This is a genomic window from Lentzea sp. NBRC 102530, assembly GCF_030269365.1.
GTDB lineage: Bacteria > Actinomycetota > Actinomycetes > Mycobacteriales > Pseudonocardiaceae > Lentzea.
On the sequence record NZ_BSTF01000011.1, the window covers coordinates 291,049 to 316,877 of the forward strand.

24 protein-coding genes are annotated in these 25,829 nt (G+C 68.7%); 18 read left to right on the plus strand and 6 right to left on the minus strand.

The window, feature by feature from the left end:
• Positions 1–8 precede the first annotated feature (8 nt).
• Genes QSK25_RS28855 through QSK25_RS28865 form a run of 3 tightly spaced genes read right to left on the minus strand, consistent with a single transcriptional unit; the run spans position 9 to position 2,922 of the window.
• Entirely contained in the window at positions 9–761 is a 753-nt protein-coding gene (locus tag QSK25_RS28855) for an SDR family NAD(P)-dependent oxidoreductase (RefSeq protein WP_285642873.1), read from the minus strand.
• Positions 758–2,065, minus strand: a complete 1,308-nt coding sequence (locus tag QSK25_RS28860) for an enolase C-terminal domain-like protein (RefSeq protein ID WP_285642874.1) — start codon at positions 2,063–2,065, stop codon at positions 758–760. Before QSK25_RS28860 ends, QSK25_RS28855 begins: the two co-directional genes overlap by 4 nt.
• A 2-nt stretch (positions 2,066–2,067) precedes the next feature.
• A complete protein-coding gene (locus tag QSK25_RS28865) occupies positions 2,068–2,922 on the minus strand; it encodes a fumarylacetoacetate hydrolase family protein (protein WP_285642875.1) in 855 nt (284 codons plus the stop codon).
• A 112-nt stretch (positions 2,923–3,034) separates the two neighbouring features.
• Here QSK25_RS28865 and QSK25_RS28870 point away from each other — a divergent pair, with 112 nt between their 5' ends.
• Both QSK25_RS28870 and QSK25_RS28875 read left to right on the plus strand, forming a co-directional pair.
• Positions 3,035–5,851 carry a S8 family peptidase gene (locus tag QSK25_RS28870; RefSeq protein ID WP_285642876.1) on the plus strand — a complete coding sequence of 939 codons (2,817 nt, stop codon included), beginning with the start codon at positions 3,035–3,037 and terminating at the stop codon, positions 5,849–5,851.
• 51 nt (positions 5,852–5,902) lie between these two features.
• A complete protein-coding gene (locus QSK25_RS28875) occupies positions 5,903–6,826 on the plus strand; it encodes an N-acetylglucosamine kinase (RefSeq protein WP_285642877.1) in 924 nt (307 codons plus the stop codon).
• Between the two features lie 36 nt (positions 6,827–6,862).
• On the opposite strand, the gene QSK25_RS28880 is transcribed toward QSK25_RS28875, so the two are convergent.
• Positions 6,863–7,771: a LysR family transcriptional regulator gene (locus QSK25_RS28880; protein WP_285642959.1), complete on the minus strand. Its 909-nt coding sequence runs from the start codon at positions 7,769–7,771 to the stop codon at positions 6,863–6,865.
• A gap of 204 nt (positions 7,772–7,975) precedes the next feature.
• Here QSK25_RS28880 and QSK25_RS28885 point away from each other — a divergent pair, with 204 nt between their 5' ends.
• Genes QSK25_RS28885 through QSK25_RS28925 form a run of 9 tightly spaced genes read left to right on the plus strand, consistent with a single transcriptional unit; the run spans position 7,976 to position 15,641 of the window.
• A complete protein-coding gene (locus QSK25_RS28885) occupies positions 7,976–8,770 on the plus strand; it encodes a 2-amino-3,7-dideoxy-D-threo-hept-6-ulosonate synthase (protein ID WP_285642878.1) in 795 nt (264 codons plus the stop codon).
• Positions 8,767–9,840: a 3-dehydroquinate synthase II family protein gene (locus QSK25_RS28890; protein ID WP_285642879.1), complete on the plus strand. Its 1,074-nt coding sequence runs from the start codon at positions 8,767–8,769 to the stop codon at positions 9,838–9,840. The genes QSK25_RS28885 and QSK25_RS28890 overlap by 4 nt, the downstream gene beginning before the upstream one ends.
• Before the next feature lie 3 nt (positions 9,841–9,843).
• Positions 9,844–11,223, plus strand: a complete 1,380-nt coding sequence (locus tag QSK25_RS28895; RefSeq protein ID WP_285642881.1) for a class I adenylate-forming enzyme family protein — start codon at positions 9,844–9,846, stop codon at positions 11,221–11,223.
• 23 nt (positions 11,224–11,246) lie between these two features.
• Positions 11,247–12,083, plus strand: coding sequence for a helix-turn-helix domain-containing protein (locus QSK25_RS28900; protein ID WP_285642883.1), 837 nt, complete (start codon positions 11,247–11,249; stop codon positions 12,081–12,083).
• A complete protein-coding gene (locus QSK25_RS28905) occupies positions 12,080–12,241 on the plus strand; it encodes a DUF397 domain-containing protein (protein WP_285642885.1) in 162 nt (53 codons plus the stop codon). Before QSK25_RS28900 ends, QSK25_RS28905 begins: the two co-directional genes overlap by 4 nt.
• Before the next feature lie 43 nt (positions 12,242–12,284).
• A complete protein-coding gene (locus QSK25_RS28910; RefSeq protein WP_285642887.1) occupies positions 12,285–12,803 on the plus strand; it encodes a YbaB/EbfC family nucleoid-associated protein in 519 nt (172 codons plus the stop codon).
• Entirely contained in the window at positions 12,803–13,129 is a 327-nt protein-coding gene (locus tag QSK25_RS28915; protein WP_285642888.1) for a hypothetical protein, read from the plus strand. Before QSK25_RS28910 ends, QSK25_RS28915 begins: the two co-directional genes overlap by 1 nt.
• On the plus strand, positions 13,126–14,430 hold the full coding sequence (locus tag QSK25_RS28920; RefSeq protein WP_285642889.1) for a hypothetical protein: 1,305 nt from the start codon (positions 13,126–13,128) through the stop codon (positions 14,428–14,430). Before QSK25_RS28915 ends, QSK25_RS28920 begins: the two co-directional genes overlap by 4 nt.
• The gene (locus tag QSK25_RS28925; RefSeq protein ID WP_285642890.1) at positions 14,427–15,641 is read left to right on the plus strand and encodes a hypothetical protein; all 1,215 of its coding nucleotides are present in this window, start codon (positions 14,427–14,429) and stop codon (positions 15,639–15,641) included. The genes QSK25_RS28920 and QSK25_RS28925 overlap by 4 nt, the downstream gene beginning before the upstream one ends.
• Before the next feature lies 1 nt (position 15,642).
• On the opposite strand, the gene QSK25_RS28930 is transcribed toward QSK25_RS28925, so the two are convergent.
• Positions 15,643–16,290 (minus strand): DUF3159 domain-containing protein, encoded by a 648-nt coding sequence (locus QSK25_RS28930; protein ID WP_285642891.1) that lies wholly within the window; start codon positions 16,288–16,290, stop codon positions 15,643–15,645.
• A 127-nt stretch (positions 16,291–16,417) separates the two neighbouring features.
• On the opposite strand from QSK25_RS28930, the gene QSK25_RS28935 reads away from it, so the two are divergent.
• From QSK25_RS28935 to QSK25_RS28950, 4 genes are read left to right on the plus strand one after another with little or no spacing between them, the layout of a single operon-like run.
• A complete protein-coding gene (locus QSK25_RS28935) occupies positions 16,418–17,629 on the plus strand; it encodes an ROK family transcriptional regulator (RefSeq protein WP_285642892.1) in 1,212 nt (403 codons plus the stop codon).
• Positions 17,630–17,645: 16 nt separating this feature from the next.
• Positions 17,646–18,971, plus strand: a complete 1,326-nt coding sequence (locus QSK25_RS28940; protein WP_285642893.1) for an ABC transporter substrate-binding protein — start codon at positions 17,646–17,648, stop codon at positions 18,969–18,971.
• Positions 18,972–18,983: 12 nt separating this feature from the next.
• Positions 18,984–19,958, plus strand: a complete 975-nt coding sequence (locus tag QSK25_RS28945) for a carbohydrate ABC transporter permease (RefSeq protein WP_285642895.1) — start codon at positions 18,984–18,986, stop codon at positions 19,956–19,958.
• Entirely contained in the window at positions 19,955–20,848 is an 894-nt protein-coding gene (locus tag QSK25_RS28950) for a carbohydrate ABC transporter permease (RefSeq protein ID WP_502881902.1), read from the plus strand. Before QSK25_RS28945 ends, QSK25_RS28950 begins: the two co-directional genes overlap by 4 nt.
• Here QSK25_RS28950 and QSK25_RS28955 read toward each other — a convergent pair.
• The gene (locus tag QSK25_RS28955; RefSeq protein ID WP_285642898.1) at positions 20,838–22,070 is read right to left on the minus strand and encodes an RNA-guided endonuclease InsQ/TnpB family protein; all 1,233 of its coding nucleotides are present in this window, start codon (positions 22,068–22,070) and stop codon (positions 20,838–20,840) included. The two genes, QSK25_RS28950 and QSK25_RS28955, sit on opposite strands and share 11 nt — an antisense overlap.
• Positions 22,071–22,135: 65 nt before the next feature.
• Between QSK25_RS28955 and QSK25_RS28960 the strand changes: the two genes are divergently transcribed.
• The 3 genes from QSK25_RS28960 (at position 22,136) to QSK25_RS28970 (ending at position 25,778) form a co-directional block, all read left to right on the plus strand.
• A complete protein-coding gene (locus QSK25_RS28960; RefSeq protein WP_285642900.1) occupies positions 22,136–23,404 on the plus strand; it encodes a 6-phospho-beta-glucosidase in 1,269 nt (422 codons plus the stop codon).
• Between the two features lie 5 nt (positions 23,405–23,409).
• The gene (locus QSK25_RS28965; protein WP_285642902.1) at positions 23,410–24,423 is read left to right on the plus strand and encodes an N-acetylglucosamine kinase; all 1,014 of its coding nucleotides are present in this window, start codon (positions 23,410–23,412) and stop codon (positions 24,421–24,423) included.
• Positions 24,424–25,007: 584 nt separating this feature from the next.
• Positions 25,008–25,778, plus strand: coding sequence for an SGNH/GDSL hydrolase family protein (locus QSK25_RS28970; protein WP_285642904.1), 771 nt, complete (start codon positions 25,008–25,010; stop codon positions 25,776–25,778).
• Positions 25,779–25,829: the final 51 nt, after the last annotated feature.

The window sequence follows — 25,829 nt, forward strand, 5'->3', positions numbered from 1 at the left end:
GTTGCCTTTCATGACTGCTGGGGACGCAAGCGCAAGCCGTGCATGCCACCGTCGACGGCGAGGATCGTGCCGGCGGTGGAACCCGAAAGCGGGCTCGCCAGGTAGGCGATGGCTCCCGCGACCTCCTCGGCGGAGACGAGCCGGCCGTGCGGCTGGCGTGCCTCCAACGCGGCCCGCTCGGCAGCGGGATCGGGCGCCGAGTCGAGGAGACGGCCCACCCACGGGGTGTCCGCCGTGCCGGGGGCGACCGCATTGACGCGAATGCCTTCGCGCACGTGGTCGGCGGCCATCGCGAGCGTCAGCGAGTACACCGCGCCCTTGCTGGCCGAGTAGAGCGCTCGCTGCGGCAGCCCGGCCCAGGCAGCGATGGAGCAGGTGTTGACGATCGCCGCGGCCGGCGACTTCCGCAGGTGCGGCAGAGCGGCGCGGGAGACCCGGACCATGCCGAGGACGTTGACGTCCAGCACCTTCGACCACTGGGCGTCGTCGTTGGCCGTCACGTCGCCCTGCGCGCCGATGCCGGCGTTGTTGACCACGACGTCGAGCCGTCCGAAGCGTTGGACGACCTCGTCGACGGCGGCCCGGACGCTCTCGTCGTCCGAGACGTCCGCGCGGATGCCGACCAGCGGGTCCTCGACGTCCGGGTTCAGGTCCAGCGCGACGGCCGTGGCTCCACGGGACGCCAGCAGCTCGGCGGTGGCGAGACCGATGCCGGACGCCCCGCCCGTGACGACGGCGACGAGACCTTCGAAGTCGGTCATTCCGCACCCTCCAGCTCAGTCCACACAGGACCGTCTGGGTAGACGTAGTCGGCCAGCGTCTCGTCCTTGAGCTGGGCGGAGAAGCCCGGCTGCGTGGGCGCGAGGTAGCGGCCGTTCTCGACGACGGCCGGGTCGAGGAAGTGCTCGTGCAGGTGGTCTACCCACTCGATCACGCGCTCGCCGACCTCGCCGGACACGGCCACGTAGTCGAAGAACGACAGGTGCCGGACCAGTTCGCACAGGCCCACACCGCCGGCGTGCGGGCACACCGGGATGTCGAACTTCTTGGCCAGCAACAGGATCGCGACGTTCTCGTTGACGCCCGCGACCCGGCACGCGTCGAGCTGCAGGAAGTCGATCGCCCCCGCCTGCAGCAGCTGCTTGAAGATCACCCGATTCTGCACGTGCTCGCCGGTGGCGACCCGGATCGGGGCCAGCGCGTCGGCGATCGCGCGGTGCGCCAGCACGTCGTCCGGCGAGGTGGGCTCCTCGATCCAGTACGGGTCGTACGGCGCGAGTTCCCTCATCCACCGCACGGCGGTGTCGACGTCCCAGCGCTGGTTCGCGTCCACCGCCACGCGCACCTCGTCGCCGACGACCTCGCGGGCGAGCTTCATCCGGCGGACGTCGTCGTCGAGGCTGCCGCCGACCTTGAGCTTGATCATGTCGAAGCCGTCGGCGAGGGCTTCCCGCGCCAGCCTGGCGAGCTTCTCGTCGGAGTAGCCGAGCCAGCCCGGTGACGTCGTGTACGCCGGGTACCCGTCGCGGGCGACGGTGTCCATGCGCTCGGCCTTGCCCTGCTCGGCCTCGCGCAGGATCCGCAACGCCTCGTCGGGCGTCAGCGCGTCGCTCAGGTACCGGAAGTCGACCAGGCTGACGATCTCCTCGGGCGTCATCTGCGCGAGGAACTTCCAGACCGGCAGTCCGGCGCGGCGGGCGGCGAGGTCCCACGCGGCGTTCACGACGGCGCCGATCGCCATGTGCGCGACGCCCTTCTCGGGCCCGAGCCAGCGGATCTGCGAGTCGCCGATGAGCTCGAAGTACAGCTCCGCCAGCGCTTTCGCGTTCCCCGGCACGTCCTTGCCGACGACGTGCGGCGCCAGCGCCTTGATCGCGGCGGCCTGCACGTCGTTGCCGCGGCCGATGGTGAACGCGAGCCCGTGGCCCTCCGGCCCTTCGTCCGTCCGCAGCACCACGTAGGCGGCGCTGTAGTCGGGATCGGGGTTCATCGCGTCGGAGCCGTCCAGCTCGCGCGACGTCGGGAACCGGATGTCGAGGACGTCCAGTGCGGTGATCTTCGGCATCGTCAGGCCTGCCCGAGGGTCTGGCGTTGCTTGCCGAGGCCTTCGATCTCCAGCTCGACGACGTCCCCTGCGCGCAGGTACGGCTTCGGCTCCGGCTGGCCGAGCGCGACACCAGCGGGTGTACCGGTGTTGATGACGTCACCCGGACGAAGGACAAGGAACTGGCTGAGGTAGCGAACGACCTCCGCGACCGAGAAGATCATGTTCTTGGTGGAGGAGTTCTGCTTGATCTCGCCGTTCACCCAGAGGCGCATTTCCAGGCTCTGCGGGTCGGCGATCTCGTCGGCGGGCACGAGGAAGGGGCCGAGCGGGTTGAACGTCTCGCAGTTCTTGCCCTTGTCCCACGTTCCGCCGCGCTCGATCTGGAACTCGCGCTCGGAGACGTCGTGCGAGAGCACGTACGCGCCGACGCACGCCAGAGCCTCCTCCTCGGACTCCAGGTAACGAGCCGTGCTCCCGATGACGACGCCGAGCTCGACCTCCCAGTCGGTCTTCACGGACCGGCGGGGCACGAGCACCTGGTCGTACGGGCCGACGATCGTGTCGGGCGTCTTGAGGAACACCACCGGCTCACCCGGGATGTCCGCGCCGGTCTCCTCCGCGTGGTCGCGGTAGTTGAGGCCGATGCAGATGACCTTGCCCGGATGCGCGAGCGGCGGCCCGACCCGCAGGTCCTCGTGGTCGAGCACCTCCAGCTCGTTCGCTTCGAGTGCGGCACGCACGCGGTTGACGCCGTCGTTCGCGAGGAACGCCCCGTCGATGTCCGGGGTGATCGGCAGGAGGTCGTACGTGATCCCGTCGTCGGCCCTGACTGCGGGACGCTCGTCGCCGACCGGCCCCAGGCGCAAGAAGTGCACGGCCGTTCCTCCTCTGCTCACACCTACGAAATACATCGGATGTATAGCCCTGCGAGGGCGCCCTCGTCTAGGGCTCGGCATGAAGTCGTCCGATGAATAAGAGGAGTTGATCATGAATCTGGCCGCCGCATCGCTCCTGGTGGGCGCACTGCTGGCACCGGCCGCACCGGTCGAGCCTGTAACCGTTTTCGTGGAGCTGACCTCGGCCGCAGCGGTCGACGCCGGCACGGTTTCTCAGGCCCGTTCAGCACGGGACAGAACCTCGGAGCACGTGTCCCGGATCGTGTCCCGATCCGGTGGCCGGGAAGTGGCCCGAACGACCAACGCCGTGCCCGGCGTGGTGCTCTCGGCCGACAGGTCGCGGTTGTCCTCGCTGTCGCGCATGCCCGAGGTCCGCGCGGTGCACCGGATGGTCCCCAAGCAGGTCTCGAACGCGCACGCCGTTCGGCTCACCCGGACGTCCGACGTCTGGAAGTCGCTCGGCAGGTTCGGGGACGGCGTGCGGATCGGGGTGATCGACACCGGCATCGACTACCGGCACGCGGACTTCGGCGGCGGCACGTTCCCGACCGCCAAGGTCGTCGGCGGCTACGACTTCGCCGGTGACGCCTACACGGCCAAGCCGGGGTCGATCCCGGAGCCGGACGCCGACCCGCTCGACTGCGAGGGCCACGGCACGCACGTCGCCGGCACCGCGGCCGGGTTCGGGGTGAACGCCGACGGCACGACCTACCGGGGTTCGTACGCCTCGGTCGATCTCGATGCGTTGAAGATCGGCCCTGGTACGGCCCCCAAGGCGTCGTTGTACGCGTTGAAGGTGTTCGGCTGCGAGGGCGGCACGAACCTGACCGCGCAGGCACTGGACTGGGCGCTCGACCCCAACGGCGACGGCGACTTCTCCGACAAGCTCGACGTGGTGAACCTGTCGCTGGGCAGCGACTTCGGCGCTCCGGACGACCCCGACGCGTTGTTCGTGCGCAAGCTCGTCGAGAACGGTGTCGTCGTGGTCGCGGCGGCCGGCAACGGTGGCGACTTCTACGACGTCTCGGGTTCGCCGGGCAACTCCGCCGAAGCGATCTCCGTGGCGAACACGCGCGACTCGTTCTCGATGCTGGACGGGCTGGAGGTGGCCGGGAAGCGGTACGCGGGCCAGTACAGCCAGAACTACAAGGAGTCGTTCGACCTCTCGAAACCGGTCGTTCGACTGTCGTCCAACGTGGACGGTTGTCAGCCGATCTCCGAGCCGCTGGCCGGGAAGGTCGTCTGGCTGGAGTGGGACGACAGCGACGCGACCCGCGCGTGCGGTTCGGGTGCCCGCACCGACAACGCCTGGAAGGCCGGAGCGGCGGGTGTCCTGCTGCCGACGACCCTGCCGGTGTTCGCGGCCGGGATCGCCGGGAACGCCCACATCCCGGCGTTCCAGCTGACCGCTGAGGCCTCCGCCGCACTGCGGCCCTCGTTGACGGCCGGAACGCTCACGGTGCGCCTGACCTCGTCGTTGAAGGTCGCCGTGCCGTCGATCACGCCGTCGATCCAGGACACCATCACCCCGTCGTCCTCGCGGTCGCGCTCGTCGATCGCGGTGGCCGCACCGGGTGACACGATCTTCTCCGCCGCGTCCGGCACCGCCTCGGACGGCGTGTCGATGGGTGGCACCTCGATGGCGTCACCGCACGTGGCGGGCATCGCCGCACTCCTGCGCCAGGTCCATCCGGAGTGGACGGTCGCGGAGGTCAAGGCCGCGTTGATGAACACGGCCTCCGGGATCATCAAGGACTCCTCGGGCGTGCGTGAAGCGCCGATGCGCGTCGGTGCGGGCCGGGTGGACGGGCTCGCGGCGTTGAAGTCCGACGTCCTGGTGCTCGGTGACGCGTCGTTCGGCACGGTCGAGGCAGCCGGACCGGTGTCGCTCAGCCGGACGTTGAGGCTGGTCAACAAGGGCACGCAGACCGTGTCGCTGAACACCCGCTACGAACCGATCACCACCGTGCCCGGGGTGTCGTTCCGGGTCGTGGTGCCGCAGGTGACGCTGCGGCCGGGTGCGTCGGCGTCGGTGCCCGTGCAGGTGCGGATCACCGACCCCGCCGCGTTGCGCAAGGCGGCCGACCCGACGGTGTCGCTGGACGAGGGCCGTCAGTTCCTCGCCGAGGCGTCCGGCCTGGTGGTGTTCACGGGTGATCGCTCGCTGCGCGTCCCGGTGTACGCGGCGCCGAAGCCGGTGTCCCGCCTGACGCTGGCCGGTGGCCGGGTCGCCGGGCGCGGCCTCGACCAGCCCGGTTACCAGTCGCGGATGACCGTGCTGAACCTCGGCGCGCGCTCGGACCGGCTGCCGGCCTGCGGTGAGGGCGTGCAGAACGACTGCGCCGTCAACCGCACGGCTCGCGGCGGCGACCTGCGGTACGTCGGCGCCACGGCGACCGAGGACCTGCTGGCGTTCGGCGTCGCGACCTGGGACACCTGGGCGAACATCGGCAGCATCACCAAGCCGGAGGTGAGGTTCTCGGTGGGCGGCAAGGACTTCGTGACCACCGCCGAGAAGCAGAGCAACCCCGACGGCGACGTGACGGCCGACGTCTGGTTCGCCCGCACGGTCGTGGCCGGTACCGAGGACGTCGTCGACGAGCAGCCGCTCAACGGGTTCGACGGTGCGACCGACACGAACCTGTTCGACAGCGACGTGGTCGTGTTGCCCGTTTCGCGTGCTTCGCTGCCGTCCGGGCCGGTCACCTACACCGTCGGCGTGCAGAGCCGGTACACCGCTCCGGCCGACACCGACGACCTGGTCGACGTGGCCCCGCAGGCGACGTTCGACTACAGCTTGATCGTCCCGGAACTGTCCACAGTGGTCCGTCCGGGTGATCGGGTTCCCTCTGGATCGTTGGTGCTGTTCCACCACAACGCGAGCGGTAACCGCGCGTTCGTGCGGTGACACCCGGTTGGGCGTGCCTCCCGCCCGAGTCTCTCGGCATACTCGGCTTTCATGGATCTGGTCGTGGGACTCGACGCGGGCGGCACGTCAACCAGGGCACTGGTGCTCGACCTGGACGGCGCCCGGCTGGGCCAGGGCCTGGCCGGGGGCGCCAACCCCAACTCGCACCCGCCGTCGGTCGCCGCCGCGCACATCGGTGAGGCGCTGACGGAGGCGTTGGACGGTCTCGACTCCCGCAAGGTCCGCTCCGGCGTGCTCGGCATGGCGGGCGCGTCGAAACTCGCGGACCCGGCGATCTTCGACCTGTTCCAGGAGGCCTGGACGCACGCGGGCCTGCACTGCCCGATGCGGGTGATCACCGACATCGAGGCGGCCTTTGCCACCGGCACGTCGTCCCCGGACGGCACGGCCCTGGTGGCGGGCACGGGATCCATCGCGGGCCGCATCGCCGGGCACCGGATGGTCGCCCAGTCCGGCGGCTACGGCTGGCTGATCGGCGACGACGGGTCGGCGTTCTGGCTGGGCCGCGAGGCCGTCCGGGCCACCCTGAAGCTCCTCGACCTGGGCGCCCCGCTGGAAGGCCTCGCCACCGCCGTGCTGACGGCGGCGGGCGTCAAGAACCGCGGCCGGCTCATCAACGCCGTCAACGACCGGCCGCCGATCGCGCTGGCGAAGTTCGCGCCGCTGGTCAGTTCGGCCTACCACCACGGCGATCCCGAGGCTCTTTCGATCGTGGCGCACGCGGCCCGGTTGCTCGCCGACACGGCCACCGCCGTCCGCGAGCCGTCCGACACCTCACCGATCGTGCTGGTGGGAAGCCTGATCAAGACGCCGGTCGGCACGCGGCTGAAGGAGGAGCTGCTGGCCCGGTGCAGCGCTCAGGTGATCATGGCGACGGAAGGGGCGGCCGGGGCGGCGTGGCTCGCGGCCGTGGACGTGCTGGGGCCGGACGCGCCGAGGCCGAACCGGTCCTGACTCGCCGGGACGCCCGCACCGGGTCCCCACACCGCGTCACGAGGCCAGCAACCGGCCCGAGTGCGGCGTCCTCTCGTGGTATGCGCGGAGCAGCCCGGCGTGCACGTCGTCCACGTGCTCGGCGGCGTCGTCGTTCCACACCAACGTGATCCGCCGGTGCAACGGGTTGCCGATGATCGGCTTGAGCAGCACGCCCGGCACGTCGTGACCGGGGAAGAACCCCGCCACCGCACCGGTCGAGCGCACCAGATCGGCCGCCACCCCCGGATCGACGCCGAAGTGCGCGCACCGGGGCGTGAACCCGACGGCCTCGCAGGCCAGGTCGAGGTTGAGCCGTCCGCCGTGGTGCTCGTCCGGCACGACCCACTCCTCGCCGGCGAGTTCGGACAGCAGCACCTCGCTGCGCCCGGACAGCCGATGCCCCACCGGCACGCCGATGAGCATGCGTTCCGTGACGACCCCGCGCAGGCCGACGGCCTCGGGGTAGCGCAACGGAGAACGCGGGAACTCCACCACCAGCGCCAGGTCCAGCTCACCCGTGCGCACCAGTTCCAGCACGGTGTCACCGGCGCGTTCGATGTGCGTGGTCTGCGGCAAGCCCGGCAACATCTCGCGGACGACCCCGACCAGCAACGCCGTCGGCGACCCGACCACGCCGCCGAGGCGGAGGCCCGCGTCGCCGCGACGGGCGAGCTTGTGCGAGGTGACGAGCAAGTCGTCGAACCGTTCGACCAGGTCCTGGGCCCGCAGCACGACGTGGCGGCCCAGTTCGGTCAGCTCGACGCCGTCGGTGCGGCGCAGGAACAACGGCCCTCCGAGACCCGCCTCGATCCTGCGCACCTGCGCGGTCAGCCCGGCCTGCGCGATCTTCAGCTGGGAGGCGGCCCTGCTGATGCTCCCCGCCCGCGCCACGGCCAGCACCACGTGCAGATGTCTCAGCTCCATTCGCACTGACGAAGCCTAAGGCAGTTGAGGAACCACAAACACGGCCACGCGGGTGTCACCAGATAACGCACAGTGGTCGTCGTAAGGCCGATTGCTCTGTCAGGCCGATAACTCGCGAGTTATCGGCATCTCACACCTGCCGCTGCCCGCGCGGGCTCCCCCAGGCTGTTGACCACCAAACGAGTTCAGGAGGTGGGAGCGCCCATGAGGAAGGCGTTGCGGCTGCGACGGCTTTCCCGTCCGAACGACGACAGGTACCTCTTCGTGCCGTTGGACCACAGCGTTTCCGACGGCCCGGTGGTGCCGCGCGACCGGTGGCACGAGCTGGTCCGATCCGTCGTGCTGGGCGGCGCGGACGCCATCATCGTCCACAAAGGACGGGTGCGCACGATCGATCCCGGTGTGCTGGGCGAATGCGCGTTGATCGTGCACCTGAGCGCGGGCACGGCGCACATGGCCGACGCCAACGCCAAGGTGCTCGTCGGCGAGGTCGACGAGGCGTTGCGGCTGGGTGCGGACGCGGTGAGCGTGCACGTCAACATCGGCTCCGACACCGAACCCCGCCAGCTCACCGACCTCGGCCGGGTGGCGGCGGCGTGCGACTCGTGGAACGTCCCGCTGGTCGTGATGGCCTACGCTCGCGGCCCTCGCGTGAGCGATCCTCGCGACCCGGCGTTGCTCGCGCACGTCGTCAACATCGCCGCCGACCTGGGCGCGGACATCGTCAAGACCACCCTCGCGCACTCCGTCGAGGACATGGCCGACGTCGTCGCGAACTCGCCGATCCCCGTTGTCGTGGCCGGTGGTCCCGCTTCCACGACCAGCCTCGCCGGACACGCCCGCGCCGCGATGGCGGCCGGGTGCGCGGGTCTCGCCGTGGGACGCCGCGTCTTCACCTCGCCGGCCCCGCTGCCGCTCGTCGCCGAACTCGCGTCGATCGTGCACGCCCCGGCCGACGAGGGCCTCATCCACGCACTGACAGCTTGGGAGAACCGGTGAAGTTCGCCTGGATCGACCTCAGAACCGTCGCCGCCGAGCACCGGACCGCGGTGGTCGACGCGGCCGTGCACAGCCGCGTCGCCGGAGTCGTCGCGGACGATCCCGCACTGCTCGACGACCTGCCACCGACGATCACCCGCGTGCTGTTCTCGGACACCTCGGTCGAGAGCCCGCACCTGGTGGTCGTGCCGGTGGACGACCAGGACTCGCTCGACCGGTCGCCCTCGCGGTCGGCGTTCGTGACGGTCAGCGACGACCGCACGCTCAAACTCGCCTGTGCCGCGGCGGAACGGCTCGACCACACCGTCGTCGCGTTCACCGACCCGACCAAGATCCCCCTGGAGATCGTGATCGCGGCCGCGCACGGCGCCCCCGGCAAGCTGGTCACCGTCGTCTCCGACCTGGTCGAGGCCGCGATCGTGCTGGAGTGCCTGGAACACGGCTCCGACGGCGTCCTGATGGCCCCCGCCGACGCGACCGACGTGTTCCGGCTGGCCCGGCTGCTGGAAGCGAAATCCCCACCGCTGACCTTGACCACGCTGACCGTGGAAGCGTTGACGCACAACGGTTTGGGTGACCGCGTCTGCGTCGACACCGCCTCGCACTTCGCCGAGGACGAGGGCATCCTCGTCGGCTCGTTCTCGTCCGGCTTCGTTCTGTGCTGCAGCGAAACGCATCCGTTGCCGTACATGCCGACCCGGCCGTTCCGGGTGAACGCGGGCGCGCTGCACTCGTACGTCCTCGGGCCGGGCAACCGCACGAACTACCTGTCCGAACTGCGCTCCGGCAGCAAGGTCCTCGCCGTCAACGCCGACGGCCGCACCCGCGAACTCACCGTGGGCCGCGCCAAGCTCGAATCCCGCCCGATGCTCACGATCACCGCCCGCTCCCCGGAAGGCGTCGTCGTCGACCTGATGGTCCAGGACGACTGGCACGTCCGCGTCCTGGGCCCCGGCGGCGAGGTCCGCAACGTCACAGAACTCCGCCCCGGCGACGAACTCCTCGGCCACATCGCCACCGAGCAACGACACGTGGGCTTGCCGATCGGCGAGTTCTGCAAGGAGTCCTGACACATGCGCGCGTTCATCACCGACCTGCTGCACCGGCACGGCGACTCGTCGCCGATCTTCAGCCACCGCACCACCGTCACTCACGGCCTGCTCCGCGCCGACGTCCTGGCGCACGCCGACCGGTTCGGCGCGGTCGGCATCGGCGAGGGCAGCACGGTGGCCGTCCAGGTGCCGCCGAGCTTCAGCCACCTCGAAGCCGTGCTGGCGTTGTGGAGCCTCGGCGCCCAGGTGATCTCGATTGACCACCGCCTGAAGCCCGCCGAGGCGCACGCCCTGCACGCGTTGACCCACCCGCAGTTCCTGGTGCACCCGAGCGGCTCGTCGGCATCCGGCTTCCAGGAGCGCTACGGCCTGGTGGCCACGCGCGTCGACGGCCTGCCCGCCTCTTCTCCGCACCGGCTGGTGCAGTTCAGTTCCGGCTCGACCGGCCGTTCCAAGGTGATCGGCCGCAGCACGCAATCGCTGATCGACGAGGTGGCGCGCTTCGAGGCGTCGGCAGGCATGGCACGCCGCGGCGAACGCCTGCTGCTGTTGAACTCCCCCGCCCACAGCTTCGGCCTGATCGGCGGCCTGCTGCACGCGTTGTCGGCCGGCGTGCACCTCGTCTTCGCCGAAAAGCCCACCGCGGCAGCGATCCTGCGGCAGGCGCGGGAGTTCGCGGTCGACTTCGTCACCGGCCTGCCGTTCCACTTCGACCTGCTCGCCTCCTCCCCCGACCGAGCATCCCTGCGCACCGTGCGAGGAGCCTTCGCCGGCGGCGAACTGATGCCGCAGGAAGTCGCCTCCCGCTTCCTCGCCGAGTACGGCATCCCGGTCGGAGAATGCTTCGGCACCACCGAAACCGGCGCGCTGACCATGGCCGTCGGCGGCACGATCCGCCCGTCCGTGGGCCCGCTGATGCCGAACGTCACCGCCCGCGTCCGCGACGGCCTGGTCGAGGTCGCGTTGCCCTCCACCCCGTACCTCTCCTCGGACGACCCGGCGCGCTTCTCCGGCGGCTGGTTCCGCACCGGCGACCGCGGCGAGTTCCGCGACGGCGAACTGCACCTGCTCGGCCGTTCCGACTCGCTGGTCGTGGTGCGCGGCAACAAGGTCGACCTCACCGAGGTCGAAACCGTCCTGCGTGGACACCCACAAGTGACCGAGGCCGTCGCCGTAGGACCAGAAATCCGCGCGTACGTCGGCACGTCCACCAACACGCTCACCGCACAGGCGTTGTCCGACTGGTGCACGGAAAGGCTCGCGGAATTCAAACTCCCCCAGCACATCCACGTGATGGACACACTTCCCCGTACTCCTACCGGGAAGATCATCCGAAACATGGAGCCGCTCCACGCGTCCTACCTTCAGGCACATTCGGCCGGAAACAATGGCAGGGAATGACTTCCCGGCCCTAACTTTCCGGCATGCCCAAAAGATCCTCCAGCGTGGTGGGCCGTGAGTTCGGCGGCATGATGCGCGCCATCATCGCCAGAACCGGCTACACCCACCGCGAACTAGCGGAACGACTCGGCTGGCAGGAAGCCAAGATCTCGGACATGACGCTCGGCAAGGGCGGCGTGACCGAGCAGGACGTCGTCCTGGTCCTCGGCTACTGCCACGCCACCGTCGAAGAACGGGAACACCTCCTCGCGTTGTTCCGCGAATGCGGCAGCGCCTGGCTCCAGATGCCGAAGGACGGCGTCCCGGACCAGGTGCGCACGCTCATCGAACACGAGCAGATCGCCAACGAGGTCATCACGTGGTCGATGATTCTGGTGCCAGGCCTGCTGCAAACACTCGACTACGGCTACGTCGTGACCGAGTGTTCGCCCGTGATCGAGGCGAAGGACGTTCCTGAGGTCGCCGCCGCCAGGACAGCACGCGCGGAAGTGCTGGAACCTGGCCGGAAATTCGTGTTTCTCATCCACGAACAGGCGTTGGAGATCCCCGTCGGCACCGTCGAGGTGTGGCGCGAGCAACTGGCGCACCTGCTCAGGATGTCGGTGCGGAAATACATCAGCATCCGGATCGTACCCCGATCAGCAGGCGTGCACGCGGGCACCTGCGGCGACTTCTGCCTGATGAAGTTCCCGAAGTACCCACCGGTCGTCTACGCCGACAGCGTCAACTACTGCCTCTTCTTCGATGACCCCGAGACCATCAAGGTCCACGAGAACATCCTGACGGCGCTCGCGGCCGTCGCGCTGAGCGAGGAAGAATCGAGGGCGGTGATCGACAACATCTTGGAGGGCCTCCAATGACCGCCTGGCGCAAGAGCAGCTACAGCGGCAGCAGCAACAACTGCGTCGAAATCGGTCGAGGCGTCGGCATCCGCGACAGCAAGGCCCCGGCGACCCATCTCCCGGTCTCCGCCGCCGCCTGGTCCGCTTTCCTCCGTTCGCACCGCACGAACCGGTAACCCTCGGTAACGTCCCCCTCACGCACGTGCAAGGGGGACCCGCATGACCGATCCGAACCAGCTCATCGAGGACTACGAGCAGCGCACCGCAGCCCTGCTCACCCAGGCCGAAGAGGCCAAGTCCCAGATCGCGAACCTGACCGGCGCCGCCACCAGCGCGGACGGCGCCGTGACGGTGAGCGTCAGCGCAGGGGGAGCGCTGCTCAGCCTGAGCTTCGGCACCAAAGCCGACGACATGCCCAAAGACCGCCTGGCCGCCCTGGTCATGTCGACGTCCAAGCGGGCCCAGGCCCAGGCCGTGGCCCAGATCGCCACCATCATGGCCCCGCTCATCGGAGACAACAGCGAGGCCATGGAGTTCGTCCAATCCCAGATCCCGCAGATCGACGTCCCGGACGAACCCACACCCCAGGCACCACAGCAGTTCGTGGTGAACGAGGAACAACAGGACGCCGTCGCCACCCAGCCCCCACCCGCGCCACGACCGGCCCGCCGCCCCGCCGAGGACGACGACACGGACTTCGACCAGCGCAGCCTCTTCAAGAAGGAAGGTGGCTGGTGATGACGGGCTTCAACGTCGACCTGCAGGCCCTCGACGTCCACCGACGGGAGCTACAGGCCCTCCTCGGGGGTCTCCCGGACGCCAAAGCCTCGGGAGCGAACAACCTCTGGAACTTCGAGGCGTGGGGCGTCGCCGGTCAGCCGTTCGCCGCTCTCATGAGCAACTGGACAGGAGACGCGAGCGAGTACGTCGATGCCGTCAAGGAAGCGGGTGACGTGCTGGTCCAGCGCTTCGCTGACATGTGCAAGACCTACGCTGACCAGGAGGAATCCGCCGCCGAGATGTTCAGGAAGCTGCGTGAGGGCCTGGACGGGGGTCAGCCGTGAGCGAGCCCGGTCCGAAGAACATCGGCGAGTTGAACCCGCTCGACGCGACCAAGGAGCCCGAAGACGGCGGGGTCGAGGTCTTCTCCAACTTCGACAGTCCCACGCAGGCCTGGGACGCGGCGGGCATCTTCAGCAGCTCGGCGAACCTGATCTACGACGGCATCAAGGGTGACTGGACCGCCGTGCTGGGTGACGCGGCCGGATTCGGCATGGACCTGCTCGGCTTCGTGACGAACCCGCTCGGCAGCCTGTTGTCCGCGGGGATCGGCTGGTTGATCGAGCACATCGCGTTCATCAAGGAGGCGCTCGACCTCGTCGCGGGTGACCCGGACGCCGTCAACGCCATCGCCGAGACGTGGACGAACATCGCGAAGCGCATGCAGGAGACCGCGGACAAGTACACGAGCACGCTCAGTGCGCTGTCCGGCGCTCAGGGGCCGGCGATGGACGGCTACCGCAAAGCGGTCCAGGACTTCTCGAACGTCGTCGCCGGCGGCGCCAGTCATGCCACCTCCGCCGCGCAGGCGATGACCGTCGCCGCGTCCGCGGTGGGCGTGGTGCGCGGCGCGATCCGGGACGCCATCGCGACCTTCGTGTCGAACGCGATCATCAAGTTCGCGGCGGCGACCGCACTGGCACCGGTGACGTTCGGTGCGTCGGAGGCGGCGTTCATCGCCGACACCGTCGCCCAGGGTGCGATCACCGCGGGCAAGAACGCGAAGAAGATCAGCAAGGTCGTCAAACAGCTGGAGAAGGTGTCCGACGAGGCCAAGAACTCGCGGAACATGATCAAGGGCACGACCGAGAACCTCAAGAAGACCGTCACCGACTACAACCGCGACGCCGCCAAACACGCCAACAAGGCGCTGCACATGGCGAGGAAGGCGGAAGCGGGCAAACTGGACGCCGACGACGCCAAGAGTTTGCGGGAGTTGGGCGAGCAGGGCGAGAAATTGATGGCCGACAAGAAGAAGGTCATCGACGACCTGGTGGAGACCCGCGGCGACAACCTCCGCGACCGTCTGGGTACCGGCGACCCGAGGCTGGACAGCGCTGCCGACGTGCTCGAACGCGAGTTCAGACCCAAGATCCTCGGCCACGAGATGCCGGTCTCGGCACCGAACTACCCCAAGGTCCTCGGCAACGCGGTGGTCCAGGAGTGGAGCGATCAGACGCACCGCGAGGCGGACGCTGAGGCCAAGCAGAACGACAAGGACGAGGCTTGGCGCGAGTACTGGGCCGGCCAGCGCGCGAACGTAGAACAGCCGAAGTCGTTCCAGCGCATGGAAGGCGATCTGTGATCGAGATGCTCGCGCGCAGAACCGCAGCCCTGCTGCTGGTCCTGCTCGCCGCGGTGGTGCCCGTCGTGGCCGCTGCCCGGCTGTCCGCGTGGGAGAACGAGCTCGCCGGGAGGAAGTCGGTCGAGCCGCTCGGCATCGCGGACGTCGCGGTCATCGGCACGCTGCTGTGGGGAATCATCCTCGTGGGCCTGTGGTGGCACTGGCGGCGGACGACGATGTGGCCGGTCTGGTCGCGCTGGGCTTCGGCCACCGGCCTGTTCGCGGCCTTCTTCGAGTGCGTCCAGCTCGCGGGCGACCGCGGCCGGCCGGTCGCGCTCGCCGTCTGGCTGGGCCTGGCCGTCCTGTGCTGGGCGCTGGGCGAGGCGGTCCGGCTCGTCCTGACGCGCCCCGTCACACCTCGGTTGATCGCGTCGAAGCTCGAGATCCCGTTCCCCCTGCGGGGTCTGAAGGCGAGGCTCTGCGTGCGCGCCGACCGGCTCGTCCTCGACAGCCTCGCCTCGCGGCGCAAGCGTTCGCGTGACGTCGCCGCCGTCCCGTGGACGACCTTGAGATCGATCGAGCTCGTCGAGGTCGACCAGGAGATGACCTGTTCGGTGTTCGTGTTCTCCGCCACGAAGGTGGGGAACGTGCGCAGGTTCGACGTGCCCCCCGGCCCCGCACTGCACGTGATCGGCACAGCCCGCGAACTGCTGGTGCCGGTGACCGAACAGCTGGGCCGCGTGGTCGTCGAGGCCGTTCGGCAGCGGTCGGCAGGAGTCGAACTCGACGAGTCACCTCTGACCGAGGAGGACTGGTGTCGCCAGTCCGGCGTGCCGAGGTACGACACCACGATCTACAGCGAACAACTCCGGCGCAACGAGAAGGTCGCCAACTACGCCACCGACAAGAGGCCGTACGTCCTGGGCGTCATCGGCACGTTCCTGCTCATGCCGCTCGTGATGCTCTGCGGGACCGCTCTGTCGGTCATCACGGGATCCGCGTACCTCCAGAAGCAGTTCAAGGTGTTCGACGGTGTGATCGACCCCATCTGGGTCGCGACGCTCGGGGTCGGGTCGATCGTGTTCCTCTACCTGCTGAACGGCTTCGTGATCCAGGGCTTCGTCAGCAGCATGAAGTTCCAGGACTACATCGAGGCCTTCCCGGAGGCACCGGCCCCTCCGCCCAAGACCGGGACGGTGCCGGGTTCGGGCAAGAAGCGGAAGAAGCGCTGACCTAAGGGGCAGACTCCGGCACCCGCGGATGCCGGAACCCGGGGTGCTCCGCCGGCAGTGCCCGCCGCAGCACCCACCCCGACACCAGGATGCAGACGATCTGCAACGGCCACGACAGCGCGACCCGCAGTGTGGCCAGCCAGAACACCTGCGCGTCCAGCCACAACGGCGTGAACACGGCCACCCGCAGCACGTACTGCCCGACCCACGGCCACGACGCGACGGAGTACGCCCGCAACAGCTCGGGGTCGCGCCGCCACCGGGTCTTCTGCCCCAGCAGAGTCCCGACGACCAGCCCGAGGAACGGCCACCGCACGGCGATCGACCCGGCCCAGGCCAGCGCGGAAGCCACGTTGGACAGCAGCTGGATCAGGAAGAAGTCCTCGACGCGCCCGGTGTACAAAGCCACCAGAGCGGCAGCCACGACCAGCAGCACGGACAGCAGCACCGCTCGGGGTTTGTCGCCGCGCACGAACCGCACCACCGCGATCACCACGCCGCACAGGACGGCCGCGATCGCCCCTGCTCCGATCGAGTGGCCCCAGATCAGCCACCCCGCCACGAACGCCAGCGGCGGCAGGGAGGCGTCGAGGGCGCCGCCCCTGCCTCCCAGCAGTGAAGCGAGCGACTCCTGGCGCACGTCCGTCATGTCTCCAGGGTGCCTTAGGTGAGCCTAAGTCAGGTAACGGACCCGTATCGGGGATTGACCCGCGTGAACGGCGTCACTACCGTTGCCCCGAAATCGTCTGGAAAGTTAACAGACAGGAGCGGACCTAATGCGTGCCGGAAGCCCACGACTGCTGCGGGAGATCAACGACCGCGCAGCCATCGAGGCTCTGCTGCGCAACGGGCCGCTGACCAGGTCGGAGTTGGAAGGCCTGATCGGTCTTTCGAAGCCGGCGACCGCACAGCTGCTCACGCGTCTCGAAGACGCCGACACGGTGGTCCGCAACGGACTTCGTGGCGGCGGACGCGGGCCGCGGGCCCAGCTGTGGTCGGTCAACGGGGCGCTTGCGCACATCGCCGCTGTCGACCTCACCCCCGAGACGGTCGACATCGCCATCGCGGACATCTCCGGGGCCGTGCTCACCGAGCACAAGGCCCCGATGCCCGTGAAGCACGGCGTGCTGGAGGCGTTCGTGAGCGCGGTCGGCAAGGCTTGCGGGCAAGCGGGCCTGAGCGCCGACCAGCTGCTGCACGTCGTGGTGGGCTGTCCGGGAGCGGTGAACCCCGCGAACGGCGAGCTCGCCTACGCACCACATCTGCCCGGCTGGAGCGGTTTCGACGTGCCCGGCCGGTTGCGGGAGCGGCTCGCGACCTCGGTGAGCGTCGAGAACGACGTCAACCTGGTCGCGCTGGAAGAAATGGTCGCCGGACGGGCCACCGAGGTGCGCGACTTCGTCGTCATCTGGCCCGCGGACCTCGTCGGTGCCGCCGTCGTCGTCAACGGGGCGCTGCTGCGCGGTGCCTCCGGTGGCGCGGGCGAGATCGACGGGCTCATGATCCCGGACCGCGCGGCGGCCGACACCGACACGGACCGCTCCGGCGGCACGTTCGGTGAGCTGCTCAGCAGTACAGCGATCTGCAAGCTCGCACGCGCCCACGGGCTCGCCGCGCGCAACGGCCACGGGGCCGTGCGCAAGGCGTTGGCCGCGGGTCCTGCGGGCCGTGAGTTCATGGCCGATCTCGCCAAGCGCATAGCCACGGGCGTGGCTAGCGTCGTCGCGGTGCTCGACCCGGAACTCATCCTCCTGTCCGGCGACATCGCCCAGGCAGGCGGAACCACGCTGAACGACCTCGTTGCCGCGGAACTGCGGCAACTGGTGGTGCCGCGAACACCTGTCCAGCTGGCCCTGGTGACCGGGAAACCGGTGCGCAGCGGCGCACTGCACTCGGCCCTGGCCGTGGCACGCGAACAGGTCTTCGGCCTCCCGGCCGCCACCACGGCTCCATTCCGCGGCCCTGTGGTCGCCGGGTCCCCACGTTGATCGAGAAGGAGTGCACATGCGCAAGCACACCCGTGCTGCCTTGCTCTGTGTCGCCGCAGCGCTGACCCTCACCGCATGTGCGGCGGGCAAGGGTGGTGGCGCCAACTCTGACGCCGCAGCTGCTCCTGGCAAGGACGACAAGCTGACTCTCACGGTCTGGAGCAACTACTCCGACCGCGAGCTCGTAGAAGTCACGAAGGCCCTCAAGACGTTCAACCAGAAGTTCCCGAACATCGAGATCAAGCACGAGGGCTCGCAGGACGACGACAAGATCACCGCGGGTATCCGGTCGGGCAACACCCCGGACGTCGCGCTGTCGTTCACGACGGACAACATCGGCCAGTTCTGCTCCTCCGGGGCGTTCCAGCCGCTGAAGTCCTACATCGAGCGCGACAAGGTCGACCTGAACCAGCTCACCCCGGCGGTTCAGCAGTACACCGAGTACAAGGGCAACCGCTGCGCGATGCCCATGCTCACCGACGTGTACGCCATGTACTACAACAAGGACAAGCTCGCCGAGGCCGGCATCACGGCCCCGCCGAAGACGCTCGACGAGCTGTACGACGCGGCCGTGAAGGCGACCAAGAAGGCGCCGAACGGTGACATCGAGGTCGCGGGCTACCTGCCCACGATGGGCTTCTACGCCAACCGCCCGACCATCCTCGCGCCGACGTTCGGTGCGGAGTGGGAGAAGGACGGCAAGTCCGCGCTGGCGAGTTCGCCCGGCTTCACCGAGATGATGACGTTCCAGAAGAAGCTCGTCGACTTCTACGGCTACGACGCCCTCGAGCGGTTCCGCGCGGGTCTCGGCCAGGAGTACTCGGCCGACCACGCGTTCCACCAGGGCAAGATCGCGATCATGATCGACGGTGAGTACCGCACCGCGTTCCTCAAGGCCCAGGCGCCGCAGATCAAGTTCGGCACCGCGCCGTTCCCGACCAGCAAGGACGCCGCGTACGGCACCGCGTTCACCACGGGCACGATCATGGGCATCCCCAAGGGCGCCAAGAACCCCGGCGCCGCGTGGGAGCTGATCAAGCACCTGACGTTCGACACCGACACGATCGTCAACCTGTCGAACGCCATCAAGAACGTCCCGAGCACCAAGGCCGCCATGGAGAGCCCCAAGCTCGAGGTGGACGAGCAGTTCAAGACGTTCATCGACCTGGCCAAGAGCGACAAGCTCAAGGGCAACCCGGTCACCCCGATCGGTGACGCGCACATCAAGGCCGTCACGGACTTCTCGATCTCTTACCAGGCGGGCAAGGTCCCCGACCTGAAGGCGGGCCTGGCCGAGGTCGACAAGAACATCGACGACCTGATCGCCAAGAGCGGCAAGTAGGGGATTCGGCAGATGACCGCCACGCTCGGCGCCCGACCCGCCCCCGGCAGGGGGCGGGCTCGTGCCCGCCACCGTCTCGCCGTGCTCGGGTTCATGGCCCCGGCAATCATCGGCTTCGCCATCTTCTTCGTGTACCCGTTGATCGCCACGGTCATCTTCAGCTTCACGAAGTACGACCTGATCAACGCACCGGAGTTCAACGGCCTCGCGAACTACGAGTTCATGTTCAAGGATCCCCTGCTCACCAAGGCGATCGGGAACACGCTCTGGTTCGTCGTGGTGCTCACGATCGCGCGGACGGTGTTCGCGCTGGGCGTGGCATCGGTCATCGCTCGACTCAAGTCGGGCGTCGGGTTGATCCGGACGCTCTGCTACCTGCCTTCACTGGCACCGCCGGTGGCCGCGACCCTCGTGTTCTTCATGGTCATGCGTCCCAACGGCGGCCCGCTCGACAGCGTGCTCGGCTGGTTCGGCATCGACTCGCCGCTGTGGTTCGCGGACCCGGCCTGGTCGCGTCCCGGCATCACGGCGATCATGCTCTGGATCTCCGGCGACCTGATGATCATCATCCTCGCCGCGATCCTCGACGTGCCGCAGGAGCAGTACGAGGCCGCCGAACTCGACGGCGCCGGCCCGATCCGGCGCTGGTGGCACGTCACGCTGCCGACCATCTCCCCGGTGCTGCTCTTCGGCATCGTGAACTCGGTGATCCTCGCGTTGCAGCTGTTCACCCAGGCGGTCGTCGCGGGGTCGGCCGCCTCGGGAGCCGCGGACGCGACCGGATCGACCAAATATCTCGGTTTCCCGGACAACTCCACGCTGACGTTCCCGGTTTACCTGTACACGCAGGGCTTCCGCTACTTCGACATGGGCTACGCGGCCGCCATGGCCACGGTCCTGTTCATCATCTCGTTCGCCGTGACCATCGTCCTGGTCCAGCGGATGCGCAAGAACTCCACCGCTGAGGAAGGGGGTCCGGGAGCATGACCGCCACGCTGACCAAACCACCGGTCGACGTCCCCGCGGAGCCCGAGCAGCCGCGCCGCAAGATGAACGTCGGCGCCGTGCTGAACTGGGTCGCGACCCACGCTCTCGGCCTCGCCCTCGGCCTGATGTTCGCCACCCCCGTGGTGTTCGTCTTCCTCACCGCGGTGATGTCGGACGACCAGGCGTTCACCGCGGACCTGTGGCCGCGCGAGTGGCACTGGGAGAACTTCGTCGAGGTCTTCGACAAGGCCCCGCTCTTCCAGTACCTGGTCAACAGCCTCACCTACTCGCTGCTGGCGACGGCGGGCATGCTGATCTCGTCGATCCCGGCGGCCTACGCGCTCGCGAAGCTGAAGTGGCGTGGCCGGAACATCGCGTTCATCCTCGTCATCGGCGCCATGATGCTGCCCCCGCAGGTCGTCGCCGTGCCGCTGTACGACACGTGGTCGTCGCTGGGCCTGACCGGCTCGCTCGTGCCGCTCATCGCGCCGTACTTCCTGTTCGACGCGTTCAGCATCTTCCTGCTGCGCCAGTTCATGCTGACCATCCCGCAGTCCTACGTGGACGCGGCACGGGTGGACGGCTGCTCGGAGTTCCAGGCGCTGGTGCGGATCATCGTGCCGATGGCGAAGCCCGGCATCGCGGCCACCGCCCTGTTCTGCTTCCTCTTCACCTGGAACGACTACTTCGGGCCGTTGCTCTACACCGGTGAGGTCAAGGAGCAGTGGACGTTGTCGCTGGCGCTGGCGACGTTCAAGGGCATGCACATCGTGCAGTGGAACTCCTCGATGGCCGTCACGTTCCTGACGATGATCCCGGCCGTCATCCTCTTCGTCTTCGCGCAGAAGTCGTTCGTCAAGGGCATCACGTTCACGGGGGTCAAAGGTTGACTTCCTCTCGCTCGTGTCCGAGGAGAGTCCTACGGCTCGCGCCGCAGGGTTTCTGCTTCAACGCCGACAGCCCGCTCGGAGTGTTCCGTTGAGGACTTACGTCAGCTCCACAGACCGAAACCGCCAGCCCGGCGGCCAGGATGTTGCGTGCTGCGTTCACGTCCCGATCGTGGGTCGTGCCGCAGGCACAGGTCCACGTGCGCACGTGCAGCGGCAGCGCCGCGACGAGCGCACCGCAGGCCGAGCACTGCTTGGACGACGGGAACCAACGGTCGACCACGACCACCTGGCGCCCGTACCAACCGGCTTTGTACTCCAGCAGCTGCCGGAACTGTCGCCAGCCCGCGTCGCTGATGGCGCGAGCCAGGTGCCGGTTGCGGACCATGTTGGACACGGGCAGGTCCTCGATCACGAGCGTTTGGTTCTCACGCACGAGCCGAGTGGTGACCTTGTGCAGGAAGTCGGATCTCCGGTCTGCGATCCGAGCGTGCACTCGGGCGACTCCCACGCGGGCCTTGTCCCGGTTGGCGCTGCCCTTCTGCTTGCGGCACAGAGATCGCTGAGCTCTGACGAGCGCCGCGCGGTCTCGGCGTCCGTGCCGGGGGTTGCCGATCTTCTCGCCGGTCGACAGCACCAGCAGGTGGTCGAGGCCGACGTCGATCCCGACCACGGCATCCACCGCGGGCAACGGTGTCACGCCGGGGTCTTCGCAGAGCAGGGACACGAACCAGCGTCCGGCCGAGTCCCGGGACACGGTCACCGTCGAGGGCGCCACGCCCTCCGGCAGTGGTCGCGACCAGCGGATGTCCAGTGGCTCGGCCATCTTGGCCAGCGTCAGCACGCCGTCACGCCAGCGGAAGGCCGAGCGCGTGTACTCGGCGCCGGCTCGACAGTTCTTGCGCGACTTGAAACGAGGGTGTCTGGCGCGCTTTGCGAAGAAGTTCGCGAACGCAGCCTGCAGGTGCCGCAGCGTTTGTTGCAGCGGCACCGCCGAGACCTCTTTGAGGAAAGCAAGTTCGTCGGTGCGCTTCCAGGCGGTCAGCAACGCCGACGTGGCGTCGTAGCCGATCCGTTCTCCGCGCTGCGTCCACGCGTCGACACGTTCCTGCAGAGCCAGGTTGTAGGCCTTGCGAACGCACCCGAACGTGCGCAACAGCTCCGCCGCCTGCGCCTCAGTCGGATAGAAGCGGTACCGAAACGCCCGCTTCACCTGCCCGTTCATCGTTCGCAAGGTACCAAACGATTCCTCGCCCTCTTACCGGACGGGGTCTTCTCGAAGGACTTCTCATGAAACTCACGGTCGTCGGTGGCGGGTCCACCTACACACCGGAGCTGATCGACGGCATCGCCGGCCGTCGCACCAGCCTGGCGGTGGACGAGATCGTCCTCGTGGACCCGGACCAGCACCGCCTCGGCATCGTCGGCCCGTTCAGCCAGCGTCTGCTGGAGCACGCGGGCCACCCGGCGAAGGTGCGCACCACCTCGTCGCTCGAAGAAGGCATCGAGGGTGCGTCGGCTGTCCTCCTCCAACTGCGGGTGGGCGGGCAGAAGGCGCGTGCCTCGGACGAGACGTTCCCGCTCACCTGCGGGTGCGTCGGCCAGGAGACCACCGGCGCGGGAGGCCTCGCCAAGGCCCTGCGGACCGTGCCGGTGGTCCTGGACATCGCCGAGAAGGTGCGCAGGATCGCCGGGCCCGACACGTGGATCGTGAACTTCACGAACCCGGTGGGCATCGTGACGCGCGCGCTGCTGCAGGAGGGCCACAAGGCGATCGGCCTGTGCAACGTGGCGATCACGTTCCAACGGTGGACTTCGCAGCTGCTCGGCGTGGACCCGTCCACCGTGGAGCTGGAGCACGTGGGTCTCAACCACCTCACGTGGGAACGCGGCGTGTACGTGGACGGCGTCGACCGGTTGCCGGAGCTGCTCGAGAAGCACGTCGAGGGGCTGGCCGAGCACATCGGCATCGACGGCGGGCTGATGCGGCGCCTGAACATGGTGCCGTCGTACTACCTGAACTACTTCTACAACCACGACGCCGTCGTGCAGAAGCAGCTGGACTCCCCGCCGCGGGCGGAAGTCGTTGCTGCCGTTGAGAAGGAACTGCTCGACATCTACGGCGACCCGTCGGTCGTGACGAAGCCGGAGCAGCTGTCGCAGCGCGGCGGCGCGTACTACTCCGAGGCGGCCGTGCAGCTCGTGCACGCGCTGACCGGTGGCGAGGGCGCGGAGAAGCACGTGGTCAACGTGCAGAACAACGGCTCGCTGCCCTTCCTGCCCGACGACGCCGTGATCGAGGTTTCGTCCACTGTGGACGCTGATGGTGGCAGGCCGCTGCCCGTGCGTCCCGTGGAACCGTCCATCTCCGGCCTGATCTCGCACGTCACCGCGTACGAGTACCTGGCTCTGGAAGCCGCAAAGCACGGCGGCCGGGACCGAGTGGCGAACGCGCTGCTCGCGCACCCGCTGATCGGCCAGCACGCCATCGCGGACCAGCTGGCCGACGAGCTGATCGCGCAGAACCGCGATCTGCTGCCGTGGGTGAAGGGAAACTGACAACGATGACCGACCGGGTGCTCGCCATCGACGGCGGGAACAGCAAGACCGCGGTGCTCCTGGTGGACGCGGACGGCAAGGTGCTCGCGCAGGTGCGCGGGCCCGGTGCCCCGCCGCAGACAGTGGGCATGAAGCGCGGACTCGACGTGTTCGAGGGACTGGCACGCGAGGCCGCAGCTCAGGCGGGACTGTCCCCCGACGAGCCGATCGCCACGCACACGTCCGCCTACCTCGCGGGAGCTGATCTGCCCCGCGAGGAGGAGGACCTGACGCGGGCGATCATCGAGCGTGGTTGGTCCAAGACGACGTTCGTCGGCAACGACACGTTCGCGTTGCTGCGCGCGGGGACCGCCGCCGCTGGGGGTGTGGCGGTCGTCTGCGGTGCCGGCATCAACGCGGTCGGCGTGGCGCGCGACGGACGGACCCACCGATTTCCCGCCCTGGGCGCGATCTCGGGTGACTGGGGTGGCGGTGGCCAGCTCGGCAACGACGCGCTGTGGCACGCCGTGCGCGCCGAGGACGGCCGCGGCAAGCCCACGCTGCTGCTGGACGCACTGCTCGCGCACTACGGTGAGACGTCGATCTCCACCGTCGTGGAGAAGATCCACTTCGAGGAGCTCGAACTCGACCCGCACGCGTTGTGCCCCTTGGTCTTCGAGGTCGCGGCGCGGGGTGACGAGGTCGCGCTGGCCCAGGTCGACCGCCTCATCGAGGAGATCGTCCTGCTGTCCACCGTCTCGATGCGCAAGCTCGACCTGATGAACGAGCCCGTCGACGTCGTGCTCGGCGGTGGCGTGCTGACGCACACCGGCGACGTCGTCGTCGGGCCGGTTCGGCAGCAGATCCTGGAAGTCGCACCGCTCGCCCAGGTTCGCCTGGTCGACGTCCCACCCGTGGTGGGTGCGGCACTCCTCGGCCTCGACCACATCGGGGCCTCGCCGAGCGCGGAGCTGAGGCTGCGCTCGGCCTACCACGACCACGAGCCGGCGCCCGCGCTGGACGTGGCGGCGAGCGGCTGACGCCGTTCGCGGAACCCGTCTCAGGGGGTAGATCGGCGGCGGCGCCCCCTGAGACGGTCCCCACGAACACCTTTCCGGGTGGCCAAGACCGGCGGCGGCGTCCACCCGGAAAGGCCCCACTGCCCCCGCAGCGACCTCACGCGCCGAGGTCGTTGCGGGGGTTTTCCGTTTGCGGTGGAACGGGCGTGCCGGTCCGGGGCGTCACGACGGGGTGGGAGTGCGGGGGCGGGGTGATCCCACCTCCCGGTGGGTCGCTCAGGACCGCGGCGGCCAGGGCAGCGGCTGTGAGAAGCGCGACACCGAGGGAAAGGAACGGAAGGGGCAAACCAGAACGCATCCGGCAGAAGGTAGCGACCCAACCCGGCGAACCTCGCGGAACGCTCTCCAGCTTCCCTCAATCGAGTGGTAAAAGAATCGTCACCTACTGCAACGAAACTTACGATGAAATAACCGACGGTGGCGTAACCACGGGTTCGTTGTGCATGCTAACCAGTCGCCTTCGGACGGGAGCCCGCAGGCGGTCGTCAGGCAGGCACGTCGCACGGAGATAGGGGGATGTTGTGCTGCTGCGATGGAACAGTCTCGTGTCCCTGGGGGACAGCTTCACCGAAGGCATGGACGACCCGGGGCCGGGTGACACCTACCTGGGCTGGGCGGACCGGCTGGCCGGCATGATCGCCCAGCAGGCGCCGGAGTTCCGGTACGCGAACCTCGCGGTCCGCGGCAAGATGCTGCAGGAGATCATCGACGACCAGGTGTCGCTCGCGATCTCGCTCAAGCCGGACCTGGTGACGTTCTGCGGTGGTGGCAACGACCTCATGTTGCCCAACAGCGACCCGGACGCGCTGGCCGAGGTGTACGAGGTGGCGGTGGCCGACCTGCGCGCCACCGGTGCCGACGTCGTGATCTTCACCGGTTTCGACACCCGGTCCACTCCGCTGCTGCGCAGCATCCGCGGCAAGGTCGCCATCTACAACACGCACCTGTGGTCGATCGCCGAGCGCTACCACTGCCGGATGGTCGACCTGTGGGCCATGCACCCGCTGCACGACCGTCGCGCGTGGAGCGCGGACCGGCTGCACCTCTCCCCGGAGGGGCACCAGCGGGTCGCGCTCAAGGCCGCCGAGGTGCTCGGGCTCGTCGACGACCACTCGTGGAACGAACCGTGGCCCGCGCTCGAGCAGACCGACTGGGTCACCCAGCGCAAGGCCGACCTCAAGTGGGCGCGCGAGCACGTGGTGCCGTGGATCGGCCGCACGCTGCGGGGCGAGTCCATGGGGGACGGTCTGGCGCCCAAGCGTCCCGAGCTGCTGCCCGTCGCGCGCCGCGGTGACGAGACCTGCGTCGGCAAGTGACAAGAGGAGGGCCCGACCGGCACTCTCCCCCGAATGCCGGTCGGGCCCTCC

What these genes read in the sequence shown, in the direction of transcription:
- QSK25_RS28880 (WP_285642959.1), bottom strand. Translation starts at nt 7,771, where the DNA reads ATGGAGCTGAGACATCTGCACGTGGTGCTGGCCGTGGCGCGGGCGGGG.
- QSK25_RS28885 (WP_285642878.1), top strand. Translation starts at nt 7,976, where the DNA reads ATGAGGAAGGCGTTGCGGCTGCGACGGCTTTCCCGTCCGAACGACGAC.
- QSK25_RS28935 (WP_285642892.1), top strand. Translation starts at nt 16,418, where the DNA reads ATGCGTGCCGGAAGCCCACGACTGCTGCGGGAGATCAACGACCGCGCA.
- QSK25_RS28945 (WP_285642895.1), top strand. Translation starts at nt 18,984, where the DNA reads ATGACCGCCACGCTCGGCGCCCGACCCGCCCCCGGCAGGGGGCGGGCT.
- QSK25_RS28895 (WP_285642881.1), top strand. Translation starts at nt 9,844, where the DNA reads ATGCGCGCGTTCATCACCGACCTGCTGCACCGGCACGGCGACTCGTCG.
- QSK25_RS28915 (WP_285642888.1), top strand. Translation starts at nt 12,803, where the DNA reads ATGACGGGCTTCAACGTCGACCTGCAGGCCCTCGACGTCCACCGACGG.
- QSK25_RS28905 (WP_285642885.1), top strand. Translation starts at nt 12,080, where the DNA reads ATGACCGCCTGGCGCAAGAGCAGCTACAGCGGCAGCAGCAACAACTGC.
- QSK25_RS28860 (WP_285642874.1), bottom strand. Translation starts at nt 2,065, where the DNA reads ATGCCGAAGATCACCGCACTGGACGTCCTCGACATCCGGTTCCCGACG.
- QSK25_RS28930 (WP_285642891.1), bottom strand. Translation starts at nt 16,290, where the DNA reads ATGACGGACGTGCGCCAGGAGTCGCTCGCTTCACTGCTGGGAGGCAGG.
- QSK25_RS28940 (WP_285642893.1), top strand. Translation starts at nt 17,646, where the DNA reads ATGCGCAAGCACACCCGTGCTGCCTTGCTCTGTGTCGCCGCAGCGCTG.
- QSK25_RS28910 (WP_285642887.1), top strand. Translation starts at nt 12,285, where the DNA reads ATGACCGATCCGAACCAGCTCATCGAGGACTACGAGCAGCGCACCGCA.
- QSK25_RS28965 (WP_285642902.1), top strand. Translation starts at nt 23,410, where the DNA reads ATGACCGACCGGGTGCTCGCCATCGACGGCGGGAACAGCAAGACCGCG.
- QSK25_RS28900 (WP_285642883.1), top strand. Translation starts at nt 11,247, where the DNA reads ATGCCCAAAAGATCCTCCAGCGTGGTGGGCCGTGAGTTCGGCGGCATG.
- QSK25_RS28960 (WP_285642900.1), top strand. Translation starts at nt 22,136, where the DNA reads ATGAAACTCACGGTCGTCGGTGGCGGGTCCACCTACACACCGGAGCTG.
- QSK25_RS28875 (WP_285642877.1), top strand. Translation starts at nt 5,903, where the DNA reads ATGGATCTGGTCGTGGGACTCGACGCGGGCGGCACGTCAACCAGGGCA.
- QSK25_RS28955 (WP_285642898.1), bottom strand. Translation starts at nt 22,070, where the DNA reads ATGAACGGGCAGGTGAAGCGGGCGTTTCGGTACCGCTTCTATCCGACT.
- QSK25_RS28870 (WP_285642876.1), top strand. Translation starts at nt 3,035, where the DNA reads ATGAATCTGGCCGCCGCATCGCTCCTGGTGGGCGCACTGCTGGCACCG.
- QSK25_RS28950 (WP_502881902.1), top strand. Translation starts at nt 19,955, where the DNA reads ATGACCGCCACGCTGACCAAACCACCGGTCGACGTCCCCGCGGAGCCC.
- QSK25_RS28855 (WP_285642873.1), bottom strand. Translation starts at nt 761, where the DNA reads ATGACCGACTTCGAAGGTCTCGTCGCCGTCGTCACGGGCGGGGCGTCC.